At 38.2% G+C, this 16,271-nt stretch carries 17 protein-coding genes; 8 read left to right on the top strand and 9 right to left on the bottom strand.

The window, feature by feature from the left end:
• Window positions 1-8: 8 nt before the first annotated feature.
• Genes RUH74_RS05630 through metH form a run of 4 tightly spaced genes read left to right on the top strand, consistent with a single transcriptional unit; the run spans window position 9 to window position 7,606 of the window.
• Entirely contained in the window at window positions 9-1,130 is a 1,122-nt protein-coding gene (locus RUH74_RS05630) for a methionine biosynthesis PLP-dependent protein (RefSeq protein WP_313799289.1), read from the top strand.
• Entirely contained in the window at window positions 1,118-2,314 is a 1,197-nt protein-coding gene (gene metC / locus RUH74_RS05625) for a cystathionine beta-lyase (protein ID WP_313799288.1), read from the top strand. Before RUH74_RS05630 ends, metC begins: the two co-directional genes overlap by 13 nt.
• Window positions 2,311-4,176, top strand: coding sequence for a bifunctional homocysteine S-methyltransferase/methylenetetrahydrofolate reductase (locus RUH74_RS05620; RefSeq protein WP_313799287.1), 1,866 nt, complete (start codon window positions 2,311-2,313; stop codon window positions 4,174-4,176). Before metC ends, RUH74_RS05620 begins: the two co-directional genes overlap by 4 nt.
• Window positions 4,154-7,606, top strand: coding sequence for a methionine synthase (metH, locus tag RUH74_RS05615; RefSeq protein WP_313799286.1), 3,453 nt, complete (start codon window positions 4,154-4,156; stop codon window positions 7,604-7,606). Before RUH74_RS05620 ends, metH begins: the two co-directional genes overlap by 23 nt.
• A gap of 47 nt (window positions 7,607-7,653) precedes the next feature.
• Here the strand turns inward: metH and RUH74_RS05610 are convergent, their stop codons facing one another.
• Together RUH74_RS05610 and RUH74_RS05605 are read right to left on the bottom strand one after the other, a co-directional pair.
• A complete protein-coding gene (locus RUH74_RS05610; RefSeq protein ID WP_313799285.1) occupies window positions 7,654-7,968 on the bottom strand; it encodes a DUF3889 domain-containing protein in 315 nt (104 codons plus the stop codon).
• Window positions 7,965-8,108 (bottom strand): hypothetical protein, encoded by a 144-nt coding sequence (locus RUH74_RS05605; RefSeq protein WP_313799284.1) that lies wholly within the window; start codon window positions 8,106-8,108, stop codon window positions 7,965-7,967. Before RUH74_RS05605 ends, RUH74_RS05610 begins: the two co-directional genes overlap by 4 nt.
• A 138-nt stretch (window positions 8,109-8,246) precedes the next feature.
• On the opposite strand from RUH74_RS05605, the gene RUH74_RS05600 reads away from it, so the two are divergent.
• A complete protein-coding gene (locus RUH74_RS05600) occupies window positions 8,247-8,417 on the top strand; it encodes a hypothetical protein (RefSeq protein ID WP_313799283.1) in 171 nt (56 codons plus the stop codon).
• Between the two features lie 114 nt (window positions 8,418-8,531).
• Here RUH74_RS05600 and RUH74_RS05595 read toward each other — a convergent pair whose 3' ends face one another.
• Window positions 8,532-8,738: a zinc ribbon domain-containing protein gene (locus tag RUH74_RS05595; RefSeq protein WP_313799282.1), complete on the bottom strand. Its 207-nt coding sequence runs from the start codon at window positions 8,736-8,738 to the stop codon at window positions 8,532-8,534.
• Between the two features lie 188 nt (window positions 8,739-8,926).
• Here RUH74_RS05595 and RUH74_RS05590 point away from each other — a divergent pair, with 188 nt between their 5' ends.
• A complete protein-coding gene (locus RUH74_RS05590; protein ID WP_313799281.1) occupies window positions 8,927-9,319 on the top strand; it encodes a globin domain-containing protein in 393 nt (130 codons plus the stop codon).
• A 216-nt stretch (window positions 9,320-9,535) separates the two neighbouring features.
• Here the strand turns inward: RUH74_RS05590 and RUH74_RS05585 are convergent, their stop codons facing one another.
• The 3 genes from RUH74_RS05585 to RUH74_RS05575 form a co-directional block, all read right to left on the bottom strand.
• Window positions 9,536-10,099 (bottom strand): glycerol-3-phosphate acyltransferase, encoded by a 564-nt coding sequence (locus RUH74_RS05585; RefSeq protein ID WP_313799280.1) that lies wholly within the window; start codon window positions 10,097-10,099, stop codon window positions 9,536-9,538.
• A gap of 110 nt (window positions 10,100-10,209) precedes the next feature.
• Entirely contained in the window at window positions 10,210-12,369 is a 2,160-nt protein-coding gene (locus tag RUH74_RS05580) for a beta-propeller domain-containing protein (protein ID WP_313799279.1), read from the bottom strand.
• Window positions 12,370-12,498: 129 nt separating this feature from the next.
• Window positions 12,499-12,627 (bottom strand): hypothetical protein, encoded by a 129-nt coding sequence (locus tag RUH74_RS05575; protein WP_313799278.1) that lies wholly within the window; start codon window positions 12,625-12,627, stop codon window positions 12,499-12,501.
• A gap of 247 nt (window positions 12,628-12,874) precedes the next feature.
• Between RUH74_RS05575 and RUH74_RS05570 the strand changes: the two genes are divergently transcribed.
• Together RUH74_RS05570 and RUH74_RS05565 are read left to right on the top strand one after the other, a co-directional pair.
• Window positions 12,875-13,015, top strand: a complete 141-nt coding sequence (locus RUH74_RS05570) for a YwzD family small protein (protein ID WP_313799277.1) — start codon at window positions 12,875-12,877, stop codon at window positions 13,013-13,015.
• A 145-nt stretch (window positions 13,016-13,160) separates the two neighbouring features.
• Entirely contained in the window at window positions 13,161-13,388 is a 228-nt protein-coding gene (locus RUH74_RS05565) for a hypothetical protein (RefSeq protein WP_313799276.1), read from the top strand.
• Window positions 13,389-13,409: 21 nt separating this feature from the next.
• Here RUH74_RS05565 and qoxD read toward each other — a convergent pair whose 3' ends face one another.
• From qoxD to qoxB, 3 genes are read right to left on the bottom strand one after another with little or no spacing between them, the layout of a single operon-like run.
• On the bottom strand, window positions 13,410-13,691 hold the full coding sequence (gene qoxD, locus RUH74_RS05560) for a cytochrome aa3 quinol oxidase subunit IV (RefSeq protein ID WP_313799275.1): 282 nt from the start codon (window positions 13,689-13,691) through the stop codon (window positions 13,410-13,412).
• A 1-nt stretch (window position 13,692) separates the two neighbouring features.
• On the bottom strand, window positions 13,693-14,289 hold the full coding sequence (gene qoxC / locus RUH74_RS05555; RefSeq protein ID WP_313799274.1) for a cytochrome aa3 quinol oxidase subunit III: 597 nt from the start codon (window positions 14,287-14,289) through the stop codon (window positions 13,693-13,695).
• Window positions 14,286-16,235, bottom strand: coding sequence for a cytochrome aa3 quinol oxidase subunit I (gene qoxB / locus RUH74_RS05550; protein ID WP_313799273.1), 1,950 nt, complete (start codon window positions 16,233-16,235; stop codon window positions 14,286-14,288). Before qoxB ends, qoxC begins: the two co-directional genes overlap by 4 nt.
• Between the last annotated feature and the right edge of the window lie 36 nt (window positions 16,236-16,271).

Here is a 16,271-nt window from a genome sequence, read left to right as displayed (position 1 = left end):
TGCATACAATGCATAAATTTGATACGATCCTTGCCCAAATTGGCAATCGAAGTGAATCTGCTACAGGTACAGTAAACCCACCCATTTATTTATCTACTGCTTATCGGCATGAAGAAGTTGGCAAGTCAACCGGATATGATTACATCCGTACAGGAAACCCAACCCGCCACTTACTTGAGAAGGCAATTGTGGAGCTTGAAGGCGGCGACCAAGGATTTGCATGCAGTTCCGGAATGGCAGCTATTCTTACCGTCTTATCCCTCTTTCAATCTGGCGATGAATTTATCGTCTCAAAGGATTTATATGGCGGTACTTATCGGCTTTTTGAACAGGGCTGTAAGAACTGGGGCTTACTCTGTAAATATGTTCCAACTTATACTCTAGAAGTACTGGAAAAAGAAATTAGTGAGCGCACAAAAGCCATTTTTATAGAGACACCAACGAACCCCTTAATGGAGCAAGCCAATATTGAAGAAATTGCTAATTTTGCGAAAAATCATCATCTTTTGCTTATTGTTGATAACACGTTTTTTACCCCACTTTTACAGCAGCCTTTAAAACTTGGAGCAGATATTGTCATCCACAGTGCAACAAAATATTTAGGAGGTCATAATGATGTATTGGCAGGGCTTGTCGTTGCTAAGGGCAAGAGAATTTGTGATTTATTAGCTAGTAATCATAATGCTTTAGGTGCGGTATTAAGTCCGTTTGACTCTTGGCTTCTTATTCGTGGAATGAAAACCTTATCTCTACGAATGGAACGACACGAAAGAAATACAAAGGAAATTTTCCGATATTTATTTGAGCATGATGCCGTTACAGATGTACTTTATCCTGGACGAGGCGGAATGATTTCATTCCGAATCAAAGATGAAGGATGGGTTAATCCATTTTTACAAAGTCTACGTCTTATTACATTTGCTGAAAGTCTTGGCGGTGTTGAAAGCTTTATAACTTATCCTGCAACACAAACACATGCTGATATTCCAGAACATATCCGGTTTGAAACAGGTGTCTGCAATCGATTGCTACGTTTTTCGGTAGGGATAGAGGATATCGGAGATTTAATAAATGATTTAGAGCAGGCTTTTGTTAAAGCTCGGACGGAGGGTATTCAATGTGTGAAATAGAATCATGGAGTTTTCAGACAAAACTTCTGCATAATAGTCAAAAAATAGATCATACATCAGGTGCTGTCAGTGTCCCCATCCAGCATGCATCTACATTTCATCAGTATGATATCGATGCTTTTGGAAAATATGATTATAGCCGCAGCTTAAATCCTACAAGAGAAGCATTGGAAACGGTTATAGCTGATATGGAGGAAGGAACAAGAGGATTTGCATTTTCTTCAGGCATGGCGGCCATTTCAACTGCTTTCCTTTTATTGTCTAAGGGAGATCATGTTGTAATTACTGAAGATGTGTACGGCGGAACATATCGCTTTGTCACAGAAGTGCTTTCAAGGTATGGCATTGAGCATACTTTTGTTGATATGACTGATTTAGATGATGTCAAGCAAGCAATTCGTCCAAGTACTAAGGTCTTTTACGTGGAATCTCCATCCAATCCACTTTTGAAAGTAACGGATATTAAAGCTATTAGCTCGATCGCTAAGTCGCATGGCGCTTTAACATTCGTTGATAATACTTTCTTAACGCCAGCATTACAAAAGCCATTAACACTAGGAGCAGATGTTGTACTGCATAGTGCAACAAAGTTTTTATCAGGGCATAGTGATGTTGTCGCCGGACTTACTGTAGTAAAGGACCCCATTCTTGCAGACAAAATCGGATTTTTGCAAAATTCATTTGGAGCAGTACTTGGTGTACAGGATGCTTGGCTTGTTCTTAGAGGAATTAAAACGTTACATGTCAGACTGGCTCAATCCATCCAATCGGCCAAACAAATCGCTCAAGCCCTCAAGGAAATTCCAGCCATCAAAAATGTTTACTATCCTGGTTTGGAGGACCATCCACACTATGTATTACAAGGCAAGCAAGCAAAAGGTGCTGGAGCCGTCCTTTCATTTGAGCTTGCAAGCGAAAGTATATTAAGGGATTTTGTTTCAAATGTAAAAATTCCTGTGTTTGCTGTGAGTCTTGGTGCAGTGGAATCCATCCTTTCCTATCCAGCAAAAATGTCCCATGCAGCCATGCCTGATCATGAACGTGAAAAAAGAGGAATTAGCAATAGTCTCCTTCGCCTCTCCGTTGGATTAGAAAACACAGAGGATTTATTAAAGGACTTTAAGACAGCCCTGACAGCAAATAGTCACAAAGAAAAAGCATTTCACAGAGGAGGGTGGCAATGAATTTCCTTGAAAGAGTGAAAAATGAAATCCTCATTGCCGATGGTGCGATGGGTACCCTTCTCTATTCATATGGGACAGATTGTTGTTTTGAGGAATTAAACATTTCTCATGCAGAACAAATCCAACAGATTCATAAAGCATATATTCATGCCGGTGCAAACCTTATTCAAACAAATTCCTATGCTGCCAACTATATAAAGCTACAAAGATATGGACTTGAGGACAGTGTGAAAGAAATCAATACATTTGCTGTAAAAAATGCTAGGATAGCAGCTGGAAAAGAGAGCTATGTAGTTGGGACGATTGGCGGGATAAGAGGAATTAAACCTAATATGGTTTCACTAGAAGAGATAAAGAGAAATTTTAGGGAGCAGCTCTATTGTCTTCTGCTTGAAGGGGTTGATGGGATTTTACTAGAAACCTATTATGACCTTGAGGAACTGGCAAGTGTTCTCCCAATTGTTCGAAAAGAAACAGAATTACCCATCATTGCTCAGGTTTCCCTTCACGAAGTTGGTGTTCTTCAAGATCAAACACCGATTTCAGAAGCATTCGATCGTCTTGAGAGTCTAGGAACTGATGTTGTCGGCTTAAATTGCCGGCTTGGTCCCCACCATATGCTTTTAACATTAGAGGATATCCCCCTTCCACATCGTGCTTTTTTATCGGCATATCCAAATGCGAGCATTCCAGCTTATACGGACGGTAAATTTCATTATGAAGGCGACTCCACTTATTTCAGACAGTCTGCCATTGCTTTTAGAAATCAAGGTGTTAGATTGCTAGGCGGATGCTGCGGAACGACACCTGAGCATATCCAAGCATTTGCAGATGAACTTAAGGGGCTCTCCCCTATTTCAGAAAAGATTATAAAAAAACGCCAGCATATACAAATATTTAATAAAGACATCCCGGAAAGAGAGTTCCCCCCACTAGAAGATATCGTTAAAGATCGACCATCAATTATTGTAGAGCTAGATCCACCTAAGCATTTAAATACAGAGAAATTTTTTGATGGCGTAAAGGCATTTAAGAATATTGGCATTGATGCAATCACTATGGCTGATAATTCTCTAGCTACACCAAGAATTTGTAATTCTGCCCTTGGTTATCGCGTAAAAAAGGAATTTGGTTTACGTCCATTAGTGCATATTACATGCCGTGATCGGAATTTAATAGGTCTTCAATCCCATTTGATGGGACTGCATACACTTGGATTATATGATGTGTTAGCCGTAACAGGTGACCCAGCAAGAGTTGGAGATTTTCCAGGAGCATCTTCTGTATATGATTTATCTTCTTTTGAGCTCATTCAAATGATTAAACAGTTGAATAAAGGCTATTCAATCTCTGGAACACATTTAAAGGAACATTCCGTTTTTTCCGTTGGTGCTGCCTTTAATCCAAATGTACGATCCATTGAGAAGGCAGTACAAAGGCTAGAAAAGAAAATCAATTATGGGGCCGATTACTTTGTTAGCCAGCCTGTTTTTTCAGAAGAAAAACTAATGGAAGTTTATGAAGCGGTTAAGCATTTAGAAAAACCGATTTACATCGGAATCATGCCATTAACAGGCAGTAAAAACACCGAATTTCTCCATAATGAAGTGCCAGGCATAAAAATTTCAGAGGAAATCCGAAGCCGGATGGCCAGCTTAAAAGATAATCCCATTCTAGCAGCACGTGAAGGAATAGCGATTGCTAAGTCATTAATCGATACAGCATGCGAGCTTTTTAACGGAATCTACTTGATTACTCCGTTCATGCGTTTTGATTTGACTGTTGAACTTTCGGCATATGCAAATGCAGTAAGCGCCAAGGTTACAAGGAGGAGAAAAAATGCAGAAGTCAATTTTAACTGATCAACTTGAGAGAAAAATTCTCATTATGGATGGCGCGATGGGCACAATGCTTCAGAATGCTAATTTATCAGCAGATGATTTTGGCGGGGAGGAATATGAGGGCTGCAATGAATATTTAACAATTACCTCCCCTTCTCTCATAGAAACCATTCATCTAGAATACTTGAATGCAGGTGCTGACATCATTGAAACGAATACCTTCGGGGCTACTAGCATTGTTCTTGAGGAGTATGGGTTAGCACACATGGCGTATGAGCTAAATAAGAAATCGGCATTAATTGCCCGGAAAGCTGTTAATCAGCTTTCTACACAGGATTGGCCGAGATTTGTGGCAGGTTCCATGGGACCTACAACAAAAACATTGAGTGTGACTGGCGGATCGACATTTGAACATATGATTCAATCCTATGAGGAGCAGGCACTAGGACTGATTGATGGGGATGTTGACCTTCTTCTCCTTGAAACAAGTCAGGATATGTTAAATGTAAAAGCAGGATTTATCGGGATTCAAAATGCCTTTAAAAATACAGGTAAACGATTGCCGCTCATAGTATCTGGAACCATTGAACCAATGGGAACTACACTTGCAGGACAATCAATTGAAGCATTTTATATCTCACTTGAACATATGAAACCATTGGCAGTTGGATTAAATTGTGCAACAGGACCAGAATTCATGCAGGATCATATTCGTTCCTTATCCAGTCTTGCCTCTACAGCTATCAGCTGTTATCCGAACGCCGGACTGCCAGATGAAGAAGGGCAATATCATGAAACACCAGAAACGTTAGCACAAAAGCTAGGAGGTTTTGCTTCTGAGGGGTGGCTGAATATTGTCGGTGGGTGCTGCGGTACAACCCCTGAACACATTAAAGCCATCGCGGAAGAAATGAAGAAATACAAGCCACGTACATTTGAAAAAAGTACGATTCATAAAGTTTCTGGAATCGAACCATTTATCTATGATGACCCTACCCTTCGTCCAATCATGGTTGGTGAACGTACGAATGTCATCGGTTCACGAAAGTTTAAACGGCTGGTACGAGAGGGGAAATTCGAGGAGGCAGCTGAAATTGCCCGTGCGCAAATAAAAGGCGGTGCCCATGTGATCGACGTTTGTCTTGCTGATCCAGACCGCGAAGAGATTGATGATGTAGAAAACTTTATGAAGGAACTTGTCAAAAAAGTGAAGGCTCCTCTTGTTATTGATTCTACGGATGAAAAAGTAATTGAAAAGGCACTAACATATTCACAGGGTAAAGCAATTATTAACTCGATTAATCTTGAAGATGGGGAAGATAAGTTTGCAGTAACCTCTCCGCTCATTCACACCTATGGTGCTGCTGTGGTAGTCGGTACAATTGATGAAAAAGGAATGGGTGTTACTGCTGAGAAGAAACTTGCAATAGCCAAGCGATCTTACAATTTACTTGTAAATAAATATGGCATTCAACCGGAAGATATAATTTTTGATCCGCTTGTCTTCCCTGTTGGAACAGGTGACGAACAATATATTGGATCAGCGAACGCAACGGTAGAAGGCATTCGCTTAATTAAAGAAGCAATGCCAGACGTGCAAACAATCCTTGGCATTAGCAATGTGTCATTCGGCCTCCCTCCTGTTGGCCGTGAAATTTTAAATTCTGTCTTTCTTTATCACTGTACACAGGCTGGCCTGGATTATGCAATTGTCAATACTGAAAAATTAGAGCGTTTTGCTTCAATTCCTAAAGAAGAAGTGCTGCTTGCTGAAAAGCTGCTTTTTGAAACGACTGATCAAGCGCTTGCTGAATTTACAGACTTTTACCGAGATAAGAAAAAAGAGCAAAAAAGTATTTTGCCAGATATGACGCTAGAGGAACGGCTTGCCTATTATATAGTCGAAGGAACGAAAGAAGGACTTATTACTGATCTAGAAGAGGCACTTCGTATCTATCCTGCTCCCCTTGAAATTATCAATGGTCCATTAATGGATGGTATGAAAGAAGTTGGACGCTTATTTAATGACAATCAGCTAATCGTTGCTGAAGTGCTTCAAAGTGCAGAGGTGATGAAGACATCTGTTTCCTTTCTTGAGCCTTATATGGAAAAAGATGACACAACAGCCGGAAAGGGAAAAATTGTTCTTGCAACTGTTAAGGGGGATGTACACGATATTGGCAAGAATTTAGTTGATATTATATTAAGTAATAATGGCTATGAAGTGATTGATCTTGGAATTAAGGTGGCGCCAGCCCAGCTTGTGGAGACGATTAAAAGGGAAAAACCAAATATGGTCGGACTATCAGGTTTGCTTGTGAAATCAGCACAACAAATGGTTTTAACCGCGCATGATTTAAAGCAGGCTGGAATTGACATCCCAATTTTAGTTGGTGGTGCCGCATTGTCCCGAAAATTTACTGATACAAAAATTGCAAAAGAGTATGATGGCCTCGTCCTATATGCGAAGGATGCGATGAATGGCCTCTCTCTTGCTAATCAGCTGCAAGAGCCTGCAGAGTTGGAAAAGTTAAAGCTTCAGCATGCCGAAAAACAAATGGCCTCTTTAAATGCAGTTCCTTTTGAAAGAACGGGATTAAATACTGCAACCGCGGTAAAAAACAGGCCAAAATTACACGTAAATGTTCCTATTTTTGTTCCAAAGGATTTGAAAAGAAGAATACTGAAAACTTATTCCCTTTCTCATATTGAACCGTATATTAATAAGCAAATGCTAATTGGTCATCATCTTGGTTTAAAAGGCAAGCTTGAAAAATTGCTTGCTGCTGGTGATGAGAAAGCAATTAAAATGAATGATATGGTTAACGAATTAATTCAGGAGGCAAAGGCGAATGATTGGATCAAACCTGCAGCAGTATATCAATTTTTCCCGGCACAGTCAGATGGTGATAAAATCATTATTTATAATGAAGAACAAACTTCCATTATAGAAACATTTGAATTTCCAAGGCAGGAAGTTGAGCCATATCTTTGTCTAGCAGATTATTTAAAGTCTACAGAAAGCGGAGAAATGGATTATGTTGCCTTCTTTACTGTTACTGCTGGACGTGGCATTCGTCAAGTGGCAGATCTTTTAAAGGAGCAAGGAAAATTTCTAGAATGTCATGCCCTGCAGTCGCTTGCCCTTGAAACGGCTGAAGGTTTTGCTGAACTTATTCATCGCCAAATTAGAGACCGCTGGGGGTTCCCTGATCCTGTTGAAATGACTATGAAGGATCGGTTTTCTGCTAAATACTATGGGCAGCGATATTCATTCGGATATCCCGCCTGCCCTGATTTAGAAGATCAGAAAAAACTATTCCGCTTAATCCACCCAGAGGATATTGGCGTTCATTTAACAGAGGGCTGTATGATGGAACCAGAAGCATCCGTTTCGGCTATCGTTTTTTCCCATCCTGATGCTAGGTACTTTAATGTGTTGAAAGTATAAATTAACCCAATAGCATCTGCTTGTATTAAGCAGATGCTATTGGGTTTTTAGTTTCTTGTTTTTTGTGTATGTACACGTATAATCTGATCGTTTTTTGGATCAAATTCAATCTGAATGAGTAGTCCGAATTCTTGTCCCCGATCATCCACCCATAGTTTAAACTTTTCTACTGAAGAATGGAGCTTATCCTCTCTCCCAATGTGCAAATAGTCGACAATATTCGCGCGAGGATATTTCTCTTTAGCTGTCTTAATGGCTAGTTGCCCCCATTTTGCATAGGAAGGTGTAGATGCATAAGTGGGATAGGCTGAAAATAACAGACCACCTATAATTAACAAAAATGCCATTCGATTTTTTTTCATGTATTTTGTCCCTTTATACTATTCGTTTCAGTACGCATCCTTTCTTCCTCTTCCTTCACACATATGTAAGCAATTTGTTCAGCCATTAAGTGATGCATCATATCTTTGTCATCTAAACATTCATTTCCATCCTTTTTCATAATAAAGCAAACCTCCTATCTTATCTGTTTCTAGTTTTAGTTAATGGAAGTTTGCTTATTCAATTTCTGCATGATTATCAATAAATGTATAATTATGAAGAAATATGACAATCTAATGGGAGGAGGTGCGATTTTTAGATGCATGATCATAACATACCTGAATTGACATTATTGCTAGAAAGCATGAACGGTGCATTTACGACGGAATCGATTGTAACAAACTCAATGACTGAATATGATATAACTGCAGAAGATACCAGCAGCAATGATGAGTATATCGATCATACAAACAAACCATTCATAGGATAATTTGGAGATGTTCAGTAATTGAAAGGCAGCTAAATCTGAACCCGTGCTGCCTATCAGCCTGGAAAATTGAAATTAGAAGTAATCGAGTTTGAATTTGTATGACATTCACGTAAATTATCCCCCAAAGAATAAATCAAGTACATTCCCTGCAGTTGATGACTTTCGGTTATAAAATTCTGAGTATCCGCAGTTTTTGCAAAATACAACTAGAAATTTATTGTGCTGGAGATCGAGCATTTTCGATAACCCACTCCCCGTCATCGCCACCTCTTTTTGACCCGCTTCCAAACTTCCGCATTTTATACAGCCTTTCTTCTCCAACTTTATTCACCCCCTACCTTATTTATCTTTCTATTATATTATCCTATTGCAAAAATTATTATAAACGCACAATATGTAAAGTGCGCTACCTATTATTTAACTAAATGTGATTTAAATCACAAATTTTTATGCCTATAATCATTATAATTTTGTTAAAGATACATAAATCAGATGGTGGGTGTTGAAAAATGGATTATAAGTTTAAGACTCTTTTTGAAGAAATTGGTGGAGCAGAAACGATTGATAAATTAGTAAACGCATTTTATCCACGAGTATATGCAGATAAGGATTTGCGGCCACTGTTTGACGATGACATGGAAGAGATAAAAAGGAAGCAGCGGATGTTTCTTTCCCAATTTACGGGTGGCCCTGCCCTTTATAGTGAAGAATTTGGGCCGCCAGCCATGCAAAAAAGGCATCTTCCTTTTGAGATTACACCAACACGTGCGAAGTGCTGGCTTCGCTGTATGAAGGAAGCCTTTCATGAAATTGGTCTTAATGAACATCCTTCGGGTCCTATTTTCTATGATCGCCTAACTCAGGTTGCTGGAATTATGGTGAATAGTCCTGATCCTGAATAAGAAAATCGCAAGCGCCTTGATCATCGCCGTACAAACTGGAAGGACCGGTTCTTTCGATAAAGGAAACATGGTGAGTGTAAGCGAACCGATGTTGACTTATCGTAGGGAGGGGACCTGAAGTTTGATAGGCGATAGGCGCTGGAGCTAGACAATTCCCTAACTTCAAAGTTATACTTTCTAATCTTATAAAAATAAGCCTAACCGAAAAAGTTTCGGTTAGGCCTTCCATTTCTCTACCAAGTTTTTCGTGTGCGCTAATAGAATAATAATCGTAATTCCAATGAATCCCCACATAGATGTGACAGAATCATGCAGAAAAAAAACGGCAATAGGTAAGAGGAGAAAGGAACCAAGTCCTGAGAGCGTGAAGCTTCTAGTAAATGGATAAGTGATGAAAAACCCTAAAATGATAACAATGGCTAATAAAGGCTCAAACGCAAGCGCTCCGCCAATAAAAGTAGAAATCCCCTTCCCTCCTCGAAATCGGAATAGAACAGGTTTGATATGTCCGATCAAAGCAACGGCAAGCCCTATTAACTGTTCCAGAGCAGAAAATTCAAACATTCTACCGATGAAAATAACAAGTACTCCTTTTAAGGCATCGCCAAGAAAGGTAAGAATAAAAGTCTTTTTTCCATACAAACGGCCTGCATTTCTTGCGCCTGGATTGCCCGAACCTTCCCCAAGAATTTCTCCCTTATAAAGAATTTTCACAAGAAAATGTGCGGTTAAAATGTTCCCTATAAAATAAGAGCTAATGAAATAAAGTATAATATTCATAGTATACTCCAGTCTTTGAAAAAATAAAGATCATTTCACGTTTAATTATGAAGTAATTTTAAAATTTCTTCAATAAAAGTAGCACCCATTATCTGGGTGCCACAAGTATATTAATTTTTTAAATTCAGCTCCCCTTTTAACTTATAAGAACCTAATTCATAGGAACTGATTTTATTCGGGGATAATGCATAGAACGTTTCACCGATATATAAGGCGCGCTGAATGCTATTCTCCCACTCCTCATAGATGGAATTTGGATCCTGGTGGGTAATTTTAGCTTTCAGTGAAAATCCTTTTTTTAAGTCAATATTGTAAACGTAAGCACCTTGGAATGCAAAGATAGAATCCCATTCCATTTCGTTCGTTGCTTTTCCATTTTCATAAACGGTAATCGGAAAAGCAAATAAGTTTTTCTTTTTATCAAATAGGAGAGCCTTATGGTCATAATTTAATTGGGAATACGTCCCTCTGCCGCCAATTATTTCTGTAAATTTCTCCTTTGGATCCGATAAATTAGTAATGTCAAATAATGAGAGCTTTACTCCGTTTGTGTAAATAAGCGGCTCCCCTCCTGAGCCCTTTCCAGGGATGACCTTTGTATCATGACCAAATCCAATTAAATGATTTTCGTCATATGGGTGCAGATAGTTACTAAAACCAGGAATCTTCAATTCTCCTAAAACCTTCGGCTGTTTTGGATTCGATCCATCTATGACAAAGAGCGGATCTGTCTCCTTAAATGTTACAATGAAGATTCTATCGTTCATAAAGCGAGCTGAATATATTCGTTCCCCTCTCGCTAAATCCTCTAACTGTCCAACTTGCTTTAAATTCTCATCCAAGATATACAGATTATTAGCTGATGGTCTTGAATTATCCCATACTTTCCCCTTTGTAGTTGCGATGCGGAAATAACCTTGATATTCATCCATTGAGAATTGATTTAGTATCGTTCCTGAAATTTCGCTTGAACTGTGGAAATCAACTTTCATGCCATCTACCGTAAATTTATAAACCGTTGTATCCGGGTTAAATGAATAATCTCCTTCAACTGCCATTGGCATAAAATTCGTAACGGCAAGATAAAGATTGTTTTTTGACATATAGAGCTGATCGCCACTTCCTAAATATGTCGTAAGAGCAATTTTGGAAGATGGATTATCTAAATCAATTACAGCAATATTTGTAAAATTGGTTTCTTTAGAGTCTGGAAAATATTGAATCTTATCGTAATTAACAGCTTGCATTTTTGAATGACTAGCCGAATCTGAATATCTTGGACGAATATCAATTTCTGGATTCTCGTGGAGCAGCCAATAATCCGGATATTTATTGGCAATTATATAAACCTTACTGTCCATTAATCTTGAAGTGACAAGTGTTCCTTCAATCTCAATCTGCCTAATTTCTACAGGGTTCTTTTTATCTTTCACATCATAGATAATCACTTTCGTTGTTTCATATATGGGTGCAATTTTCATGTCTGCTGGATTATTCTTTCTCGTTTGTTCCTCGTAACTCGTCCCGATAACGATTAGCTGATCTTTTTGTAAATACATTTGAAACGGAGAAAATGTTTGTTTATAAATAATCTCTTTTTCCAATGACATTTTTTCAGCTGGGATTGCCTTAATAATTTGCAGCTTATTATCTTTCAACTGGTATATATGCTTGCCATCAGTTTTGACAAAATCAGCCTCATCAATTCCATTCACTTGAACATTTGTTTCTGAATGATTTTGCTTCATTTCAGATTCTCCTGCTGCTGTATCCATTGCAGCTTCTTCTTTCGCACTGTAATCATAACTTTTCCGCATGTCTGCGATTCGTTTTAAGATATGTTCGTTTAACTTGCTTTTTGATTCTGCATACGGCAGCGATTCATTTACAGTAAAGCGCTGAGAAATACTTGCTACCATTTTTCTTCCCAAAGTTGACTGGATTTCTTTTGATAGCCGCAATGTATAGGATTTAAAATCGTAACCATTAACTGGGGGTTCAATGACTATCGTTTTCTGGTCGTCACTCAATGAAACAGGAGTCTTTTGCTTCTCCCCCTCTTGATTCAAAACAAATACAGTACGTTCATTTATACTTGATGGGTCTAGTTTTTCGGAAAAATGTATTTTCCAAAGTTTATTCTTTAAAACCGCCATATCATCCTTTTCGTCTAATCCGCCTACTGCTTTTAATTGAGTAACAAAAAAGCCTGTAAGGACAAACATCACTATCACGAGCGCGCCAACTACTACTATCCATTTCTTCTTCATATACTTCACTCCTTTATAGCTATTGACGCACCTCGTTTGAAAACTGTTACATATTTGTAATAAAAATGAAAAATAAAAATCCACTCAAAAAAAGAGTGGATAGGCTATTTATGTAAGGATATAGTGTTTTTACCAGTTCTCTGTTTTTTCAAGCAATAAATCAATTTCAATGTGTCTGATCATATAGTGAAAATCGTCATCTGCAATTTCTTTCGTTGCATCCAAAAGCTTATCAATATCCGTATTCATCTTTAGCATAATCAGACCTCCTTTTCCTTTTATAGCTTTTTACTTTATTAAAATATTCGGTAACCTGTCTATTTTTTTGGGGGTCAACATCCTTTTACCCTGGTTGTCCATTTTGCAAACCACACGCTTTACTTTTTGGGATATCTTGTAAACAACTCACCAACAGAAGGTAGGAGAATATATTATAAGAAAGGTCATTAACAGCATAATGAATCATTCCCCTGTTTGTTAATTAATAATTAGCAGGTGTTTAAATATGAAACCTAAAGTAGATTCACATGAATTGGCAAAAGTAATGCAATCTGCATTAAAAAAAGGTCAAAGTGAAAATCAACTGACAGTTAAAGAATTACTTAGGGATATTAGAAAACAATTAGAACCACACTATAGGAGATAAGATATTAGGCTTAAAGACTTTGTCTTTTAGCCTTTTTTTGCGTCTAGAATGATTAATTTTTAGAAAAAATAAAATTTAACCAAAAAAAGTTTGACAATTTTGTGAACAAAATGAATAATTTATATATATAAGGAGGATGATTGATATGAACGTAAATGCAAATATACTGAAGGCAGTAAACTATGTTGCTGTCGTCATATTGGCAATTGGTCTCATTATTTTTTCATTCGGTTTCTTTGGAAACGGTAACAATATATTAACACCAATTGGAATTGGAACAGTTATGGGTGCGGTTATTATATTTGTGATGGGAATATTTTTTGTAGCGACAGAAGAGATGCTGAACAAAACAAAAAAAGGAGCATCATTTTAGATGCTCCCTGCATTGCAGTTTTTACATATCCCAATTGAATAGGAATAGTGTGCCAAATATTGTAATTAACGCTACGAATATCATAAAGTATACATTGCCATATATGGACCATTTATCCTTTGTTTCACCTGCGTGCATGAATACGACAAGTTGAAGCAATGCTTGAATAAATGCAGTCACGATCAGAATGGCTAATCCTGCTGAGAATGACAAGTCGAAAAAATAAACTGCTAGGGCAACAGCCGTTAGAATTAAAGAGAATACAAAGCCCATTACTTGTTTAGCTGGGAATAATTCTTTCATATTACATCATTCCTTTCAAGTAGATGAAGCTAAAGATAAAGATCCAAACTACATCTAAGAAATGCCAGTAAAGGGAGAAAATAAATGATTTATTGGCTGTTTCAGGAGTCAGTCCGCGTTTCTTTACTTGCAGGATAATCGCTAATCCCCAGAACAAACCGAATGTTACGTGTGCTCCATGCGTTCCTAATGTCGTTAAAAGACTCGCTGTAAATGCACTCGTTTGTAATCCTGCTCCTATGTGAACATAGTGAACGAACTCGAAAATTTCAAATCCTAAAAATCCTAAGCCTAATACAAGAGTGATGGCAAAAAAGCTAATCATTGCCTTAATTTTGCCTAAACGCATCGCATGAATTCCAAGACCAATCACAAAGCTACTTGTTAAAAGTAAAATTGTTTCAATTAAAACTGGTGTTATTTCAAAAATTTCTGCGCCGGTAGGACCATTGCCTGTTCGGTGCTCCAATGTGAAATAAGTAGTAAAAAGTGTTGCGAAAAGCATAATCTCGGCACCAAGGAAAATCCAGAAACCGAAAATATTTAAATTATTTTGCCCAGTACTATATTCAAGAGGCTGCGAGTGATCTAGTTTCATAGTTTAGCCCCCCCTGTTTTCTCTTCTGTTTCTTTAATCTCTTCAACGGAGATATAACGTCCGTGATCTTTCTCGAATGAGCGCAATGCCAAACAAGCAAAGATGCCAAGTGTTGAAAGAATGACTAGCGGCCAGATCGCAAATACAAATGAAAAGCCCCATACAAAGAAGATTGAACACAAAATAAATGGCATGCCGCTATTATTAGGCATATGAATTTTGTCTAATTTAGCTGGGAATAACACATGTCCCTTTTTCTTTGAATCCCAGAATGGCTGAATAGAATTTACTTGTGGTGTCACTGCAAAGTTATATTCAGGAACTGGTGTATTGGTAGCCCATTCTAAAGTACGTGCATCCCATGGATCTGATCCAATATTTCTTGGTGAGTATCGGATACTGTAATAAACATTATAGACGATTAACGCGAAAGCAATGCCCATAATCCCTGCTCCAATGAATGAGATCATATTCAATGTACCGAAGCCAGTTGCTTCAGAATATGTGTACATACGTCGTGCTTGACCGTCTAGTCCAGTAATGTACATTGGGAAGAATGCAAGTACAAAGCCGATTGAAAGCAGCCAGAACGTCCATTTTCCAATTCGTTCATTTAACATAAAGCCGAACATTTTTGGCCAATAATACGTAAGACCTGCAAGCATCGCAAATACGACACCAGGAATAATTGTATTATGGAAGTGAGCAACTAAGAACATTGTATTATGATATTGGTAATCTGCTGCTGACATCGCAAGCATAACCCCAGTCACTCCGCCAATTGTGAAAAGTGGAATAAATCCGATTGAATAAAGCATAGGAACAGTGAACCGAATTTTCCCTTTCCACATCGTGAATAACCAGTTGAAAATCTTAACCCCTGTTGGTACAGCAATGGCCATCGTTGTAATAGAGAAGAAGCTATTGGATGCAGCTCCTTGACCCATCGTAAAGAAATGGTGAGCCCATACTAAACAAGAAAGTACTGAGATGATCACCATTGAAGCGACCATTGATTTATAGCCATATAAATTTTTGCTTGAGAAAGTAGAGATAATCTCACTGTAAATCCCAAAAGCTGGTAAAATTAAGATATATACTTCTGGATGTCCCCAAACCCAGAATAGGTTCGCCCAGAGCATATCCATACCGCCGTTTGAGCTTGTAAAGAAATTGGTTGCAAAAAGACGATCCATTGTTCCCATAGCAAGTGCTACTGTTAAAACTGGGAATACAGTCACAATGATAAGGTTCGCAACTAACGTAGCCCATGTGAACATTGGCATTTTCATCAATGTCATACCAGGTGCTCTCATTTTCATAATCGTAGTAATCATATTAATACCCGTCATTAATGAACCAAGACCAGAGATTTGGATCGCGATCATATAATAATTGGTTCCTACTGATTTACTAAATTCAGTTCCTGCAAGAGGGAAATAAGACGTCCACCCTGCATCAGGGGAACCGCCAATTACGAATGAGATGTTAAATAGCATTGCTCCCATGAAAAATAACCAGAAACTAATGGCATTTAAACGTGGAAACGCTACATCCCGTGCACCAATTTGCAATGGAACAATGTAGTTCATAAATGCAAAAATGAAAGGCATCGCCATAAAAATGATCATAACGACCCCATGTGTAGTAAAAATTTCATTATAGTGCTGTGCATCTAATAGTTTACTATCAGGCGTAGCTAGCTGAGCTCGCATCATGATGGCATCTACGCCACCACGGAAAAGCATAAGTAATGCAGATATTAAATACATTAAACCAATTCGTTTATGGTCAACCGTTGTCAACCATTCACGCCATAGATAGCCCCATTTTTTAAAATAGGTTAATCCAGCAATAATTGCGATCACAGTTAGTCCAATAACAACCATTGATACATAAATTGCAGGACTTGGATGTGGTATGGCAAAACGTTCAAAGAATTCCATCCGTATGTTTCTCCTTTCGAGTGGGACAATGGGACA

It is taken from the genome of Cytobacillus sp. (assembly GCF_032154635.1).
GTDB lineage: Bacteria > Bacillota > Bacilli > Bacillales > Cytobacillaceae > Cytobacillus.
This window is presented reverse-complemented; position numbering and strand designations above follow the sequence as displayed.

Coding starts and splice junctions, on each gene's coding strand:
- RUH74_RS05610 (WP_313799285.1), bottom strand. CDS start 7,968: ATGAAAAAAAATCGAATGGCATTTTTGTTAATTATAGGTGGTCTGTTA.
- RUH74_RS05605 (WP_313799284.1), bottom strand. CDS start 8,108: ATGAAAAAGGATGGAAATGAATGTTTAGATGACAAAGATATGATGCAT.
- RUH74_RS05585 (WP_313799280.1), bottom strand. CDS start 10,099: ATGAATATTATACTTTATTTCATTAGCTCTTATTTTATAGGGAACATT.
- RUH74_RS05575 (WP_313799278.1), bottom strand. CDS start 12,627: ATGCTAAAGATGAATACGGATATTGATAAGCTTTTGGATGCAACGAAA.
- metH (WP_313799286.1), top strand. CDS start 4,154: ATGCAGAAGTCAATTTTAACTGATCAACTTGAGAGAAAAATTCTCATT.
- metC (WP_313799288.1), top strand. CDS start 1,118: ATGTGTGAAATAGAATCATGGAGTTTTCAGACAAAACTTCTGCATAAT.
- qoxB (WP_313799273.1), bottom strand. CDS start 16,235: ATGGAATTCTTTGAACGTTTTGCCATACCACATCCAAGTCCTGCAATT.
- RUH74_RS05590 (WP_313799281.1), top strand. CDS start 8,927: ATGGATTATAAGTTTAAGACTCTTTTTGAAGAAATTGGTGGAGCAGAA.
- RUH74_RS05630 (WP_313799289.1), top strand. CDS start 9: ATGCATAAATTTGATACGATCCTTGCCCAAATTGGCAATCGAAGTGAA.
- RUH74_RS05600 (WP_313799283.1), top strand. CDS start 8,247: ATGCATGATCATAACATACCTGAATTGACATTATTGCTAGAAAGCATG.
- RUH74_RS05570 (WP_313799277.1), top strand. CDS start 12,875: ATGAAACCTAAAGTAGATTCACATGAATTGGCAAAAGTAATGCAATCT.
- qoxC (WP_313799274.1), bottom strand. CDS start 14,289: ATGAAACTAGATCACTCGCAGCCTCTTGAATATAGTACTGGGCAAAAT.
- RUH74_RS05620 (WP_313799287.1), top strand. CDS start 2,311: ATGAATTTCCTTGAAAGAGTGAAAAATGAAATCCTCATTGCCGATGGT.
- RUH74_RS05580 (WP_313799279.1), bottom strand. CDS start 12,369: ATGAAGAAGAAATGGATAGTAGTAGTTGGCGCGCTCGTGATAGTGATG.
- qoxD (WP_313799275.1), bottom strand. CDS start 13,691: ATGAAAGAATTATTCCCAGCTAAACAAGTAATGGGCTTTGTATTCTCT.
- RUH74_RS05565 (WP_313799276.1), top strand. CDS start 13,161: ATGAACGTAAATGCAAATATACTGAAGGCAGTAAACTATGTTGCTGTC.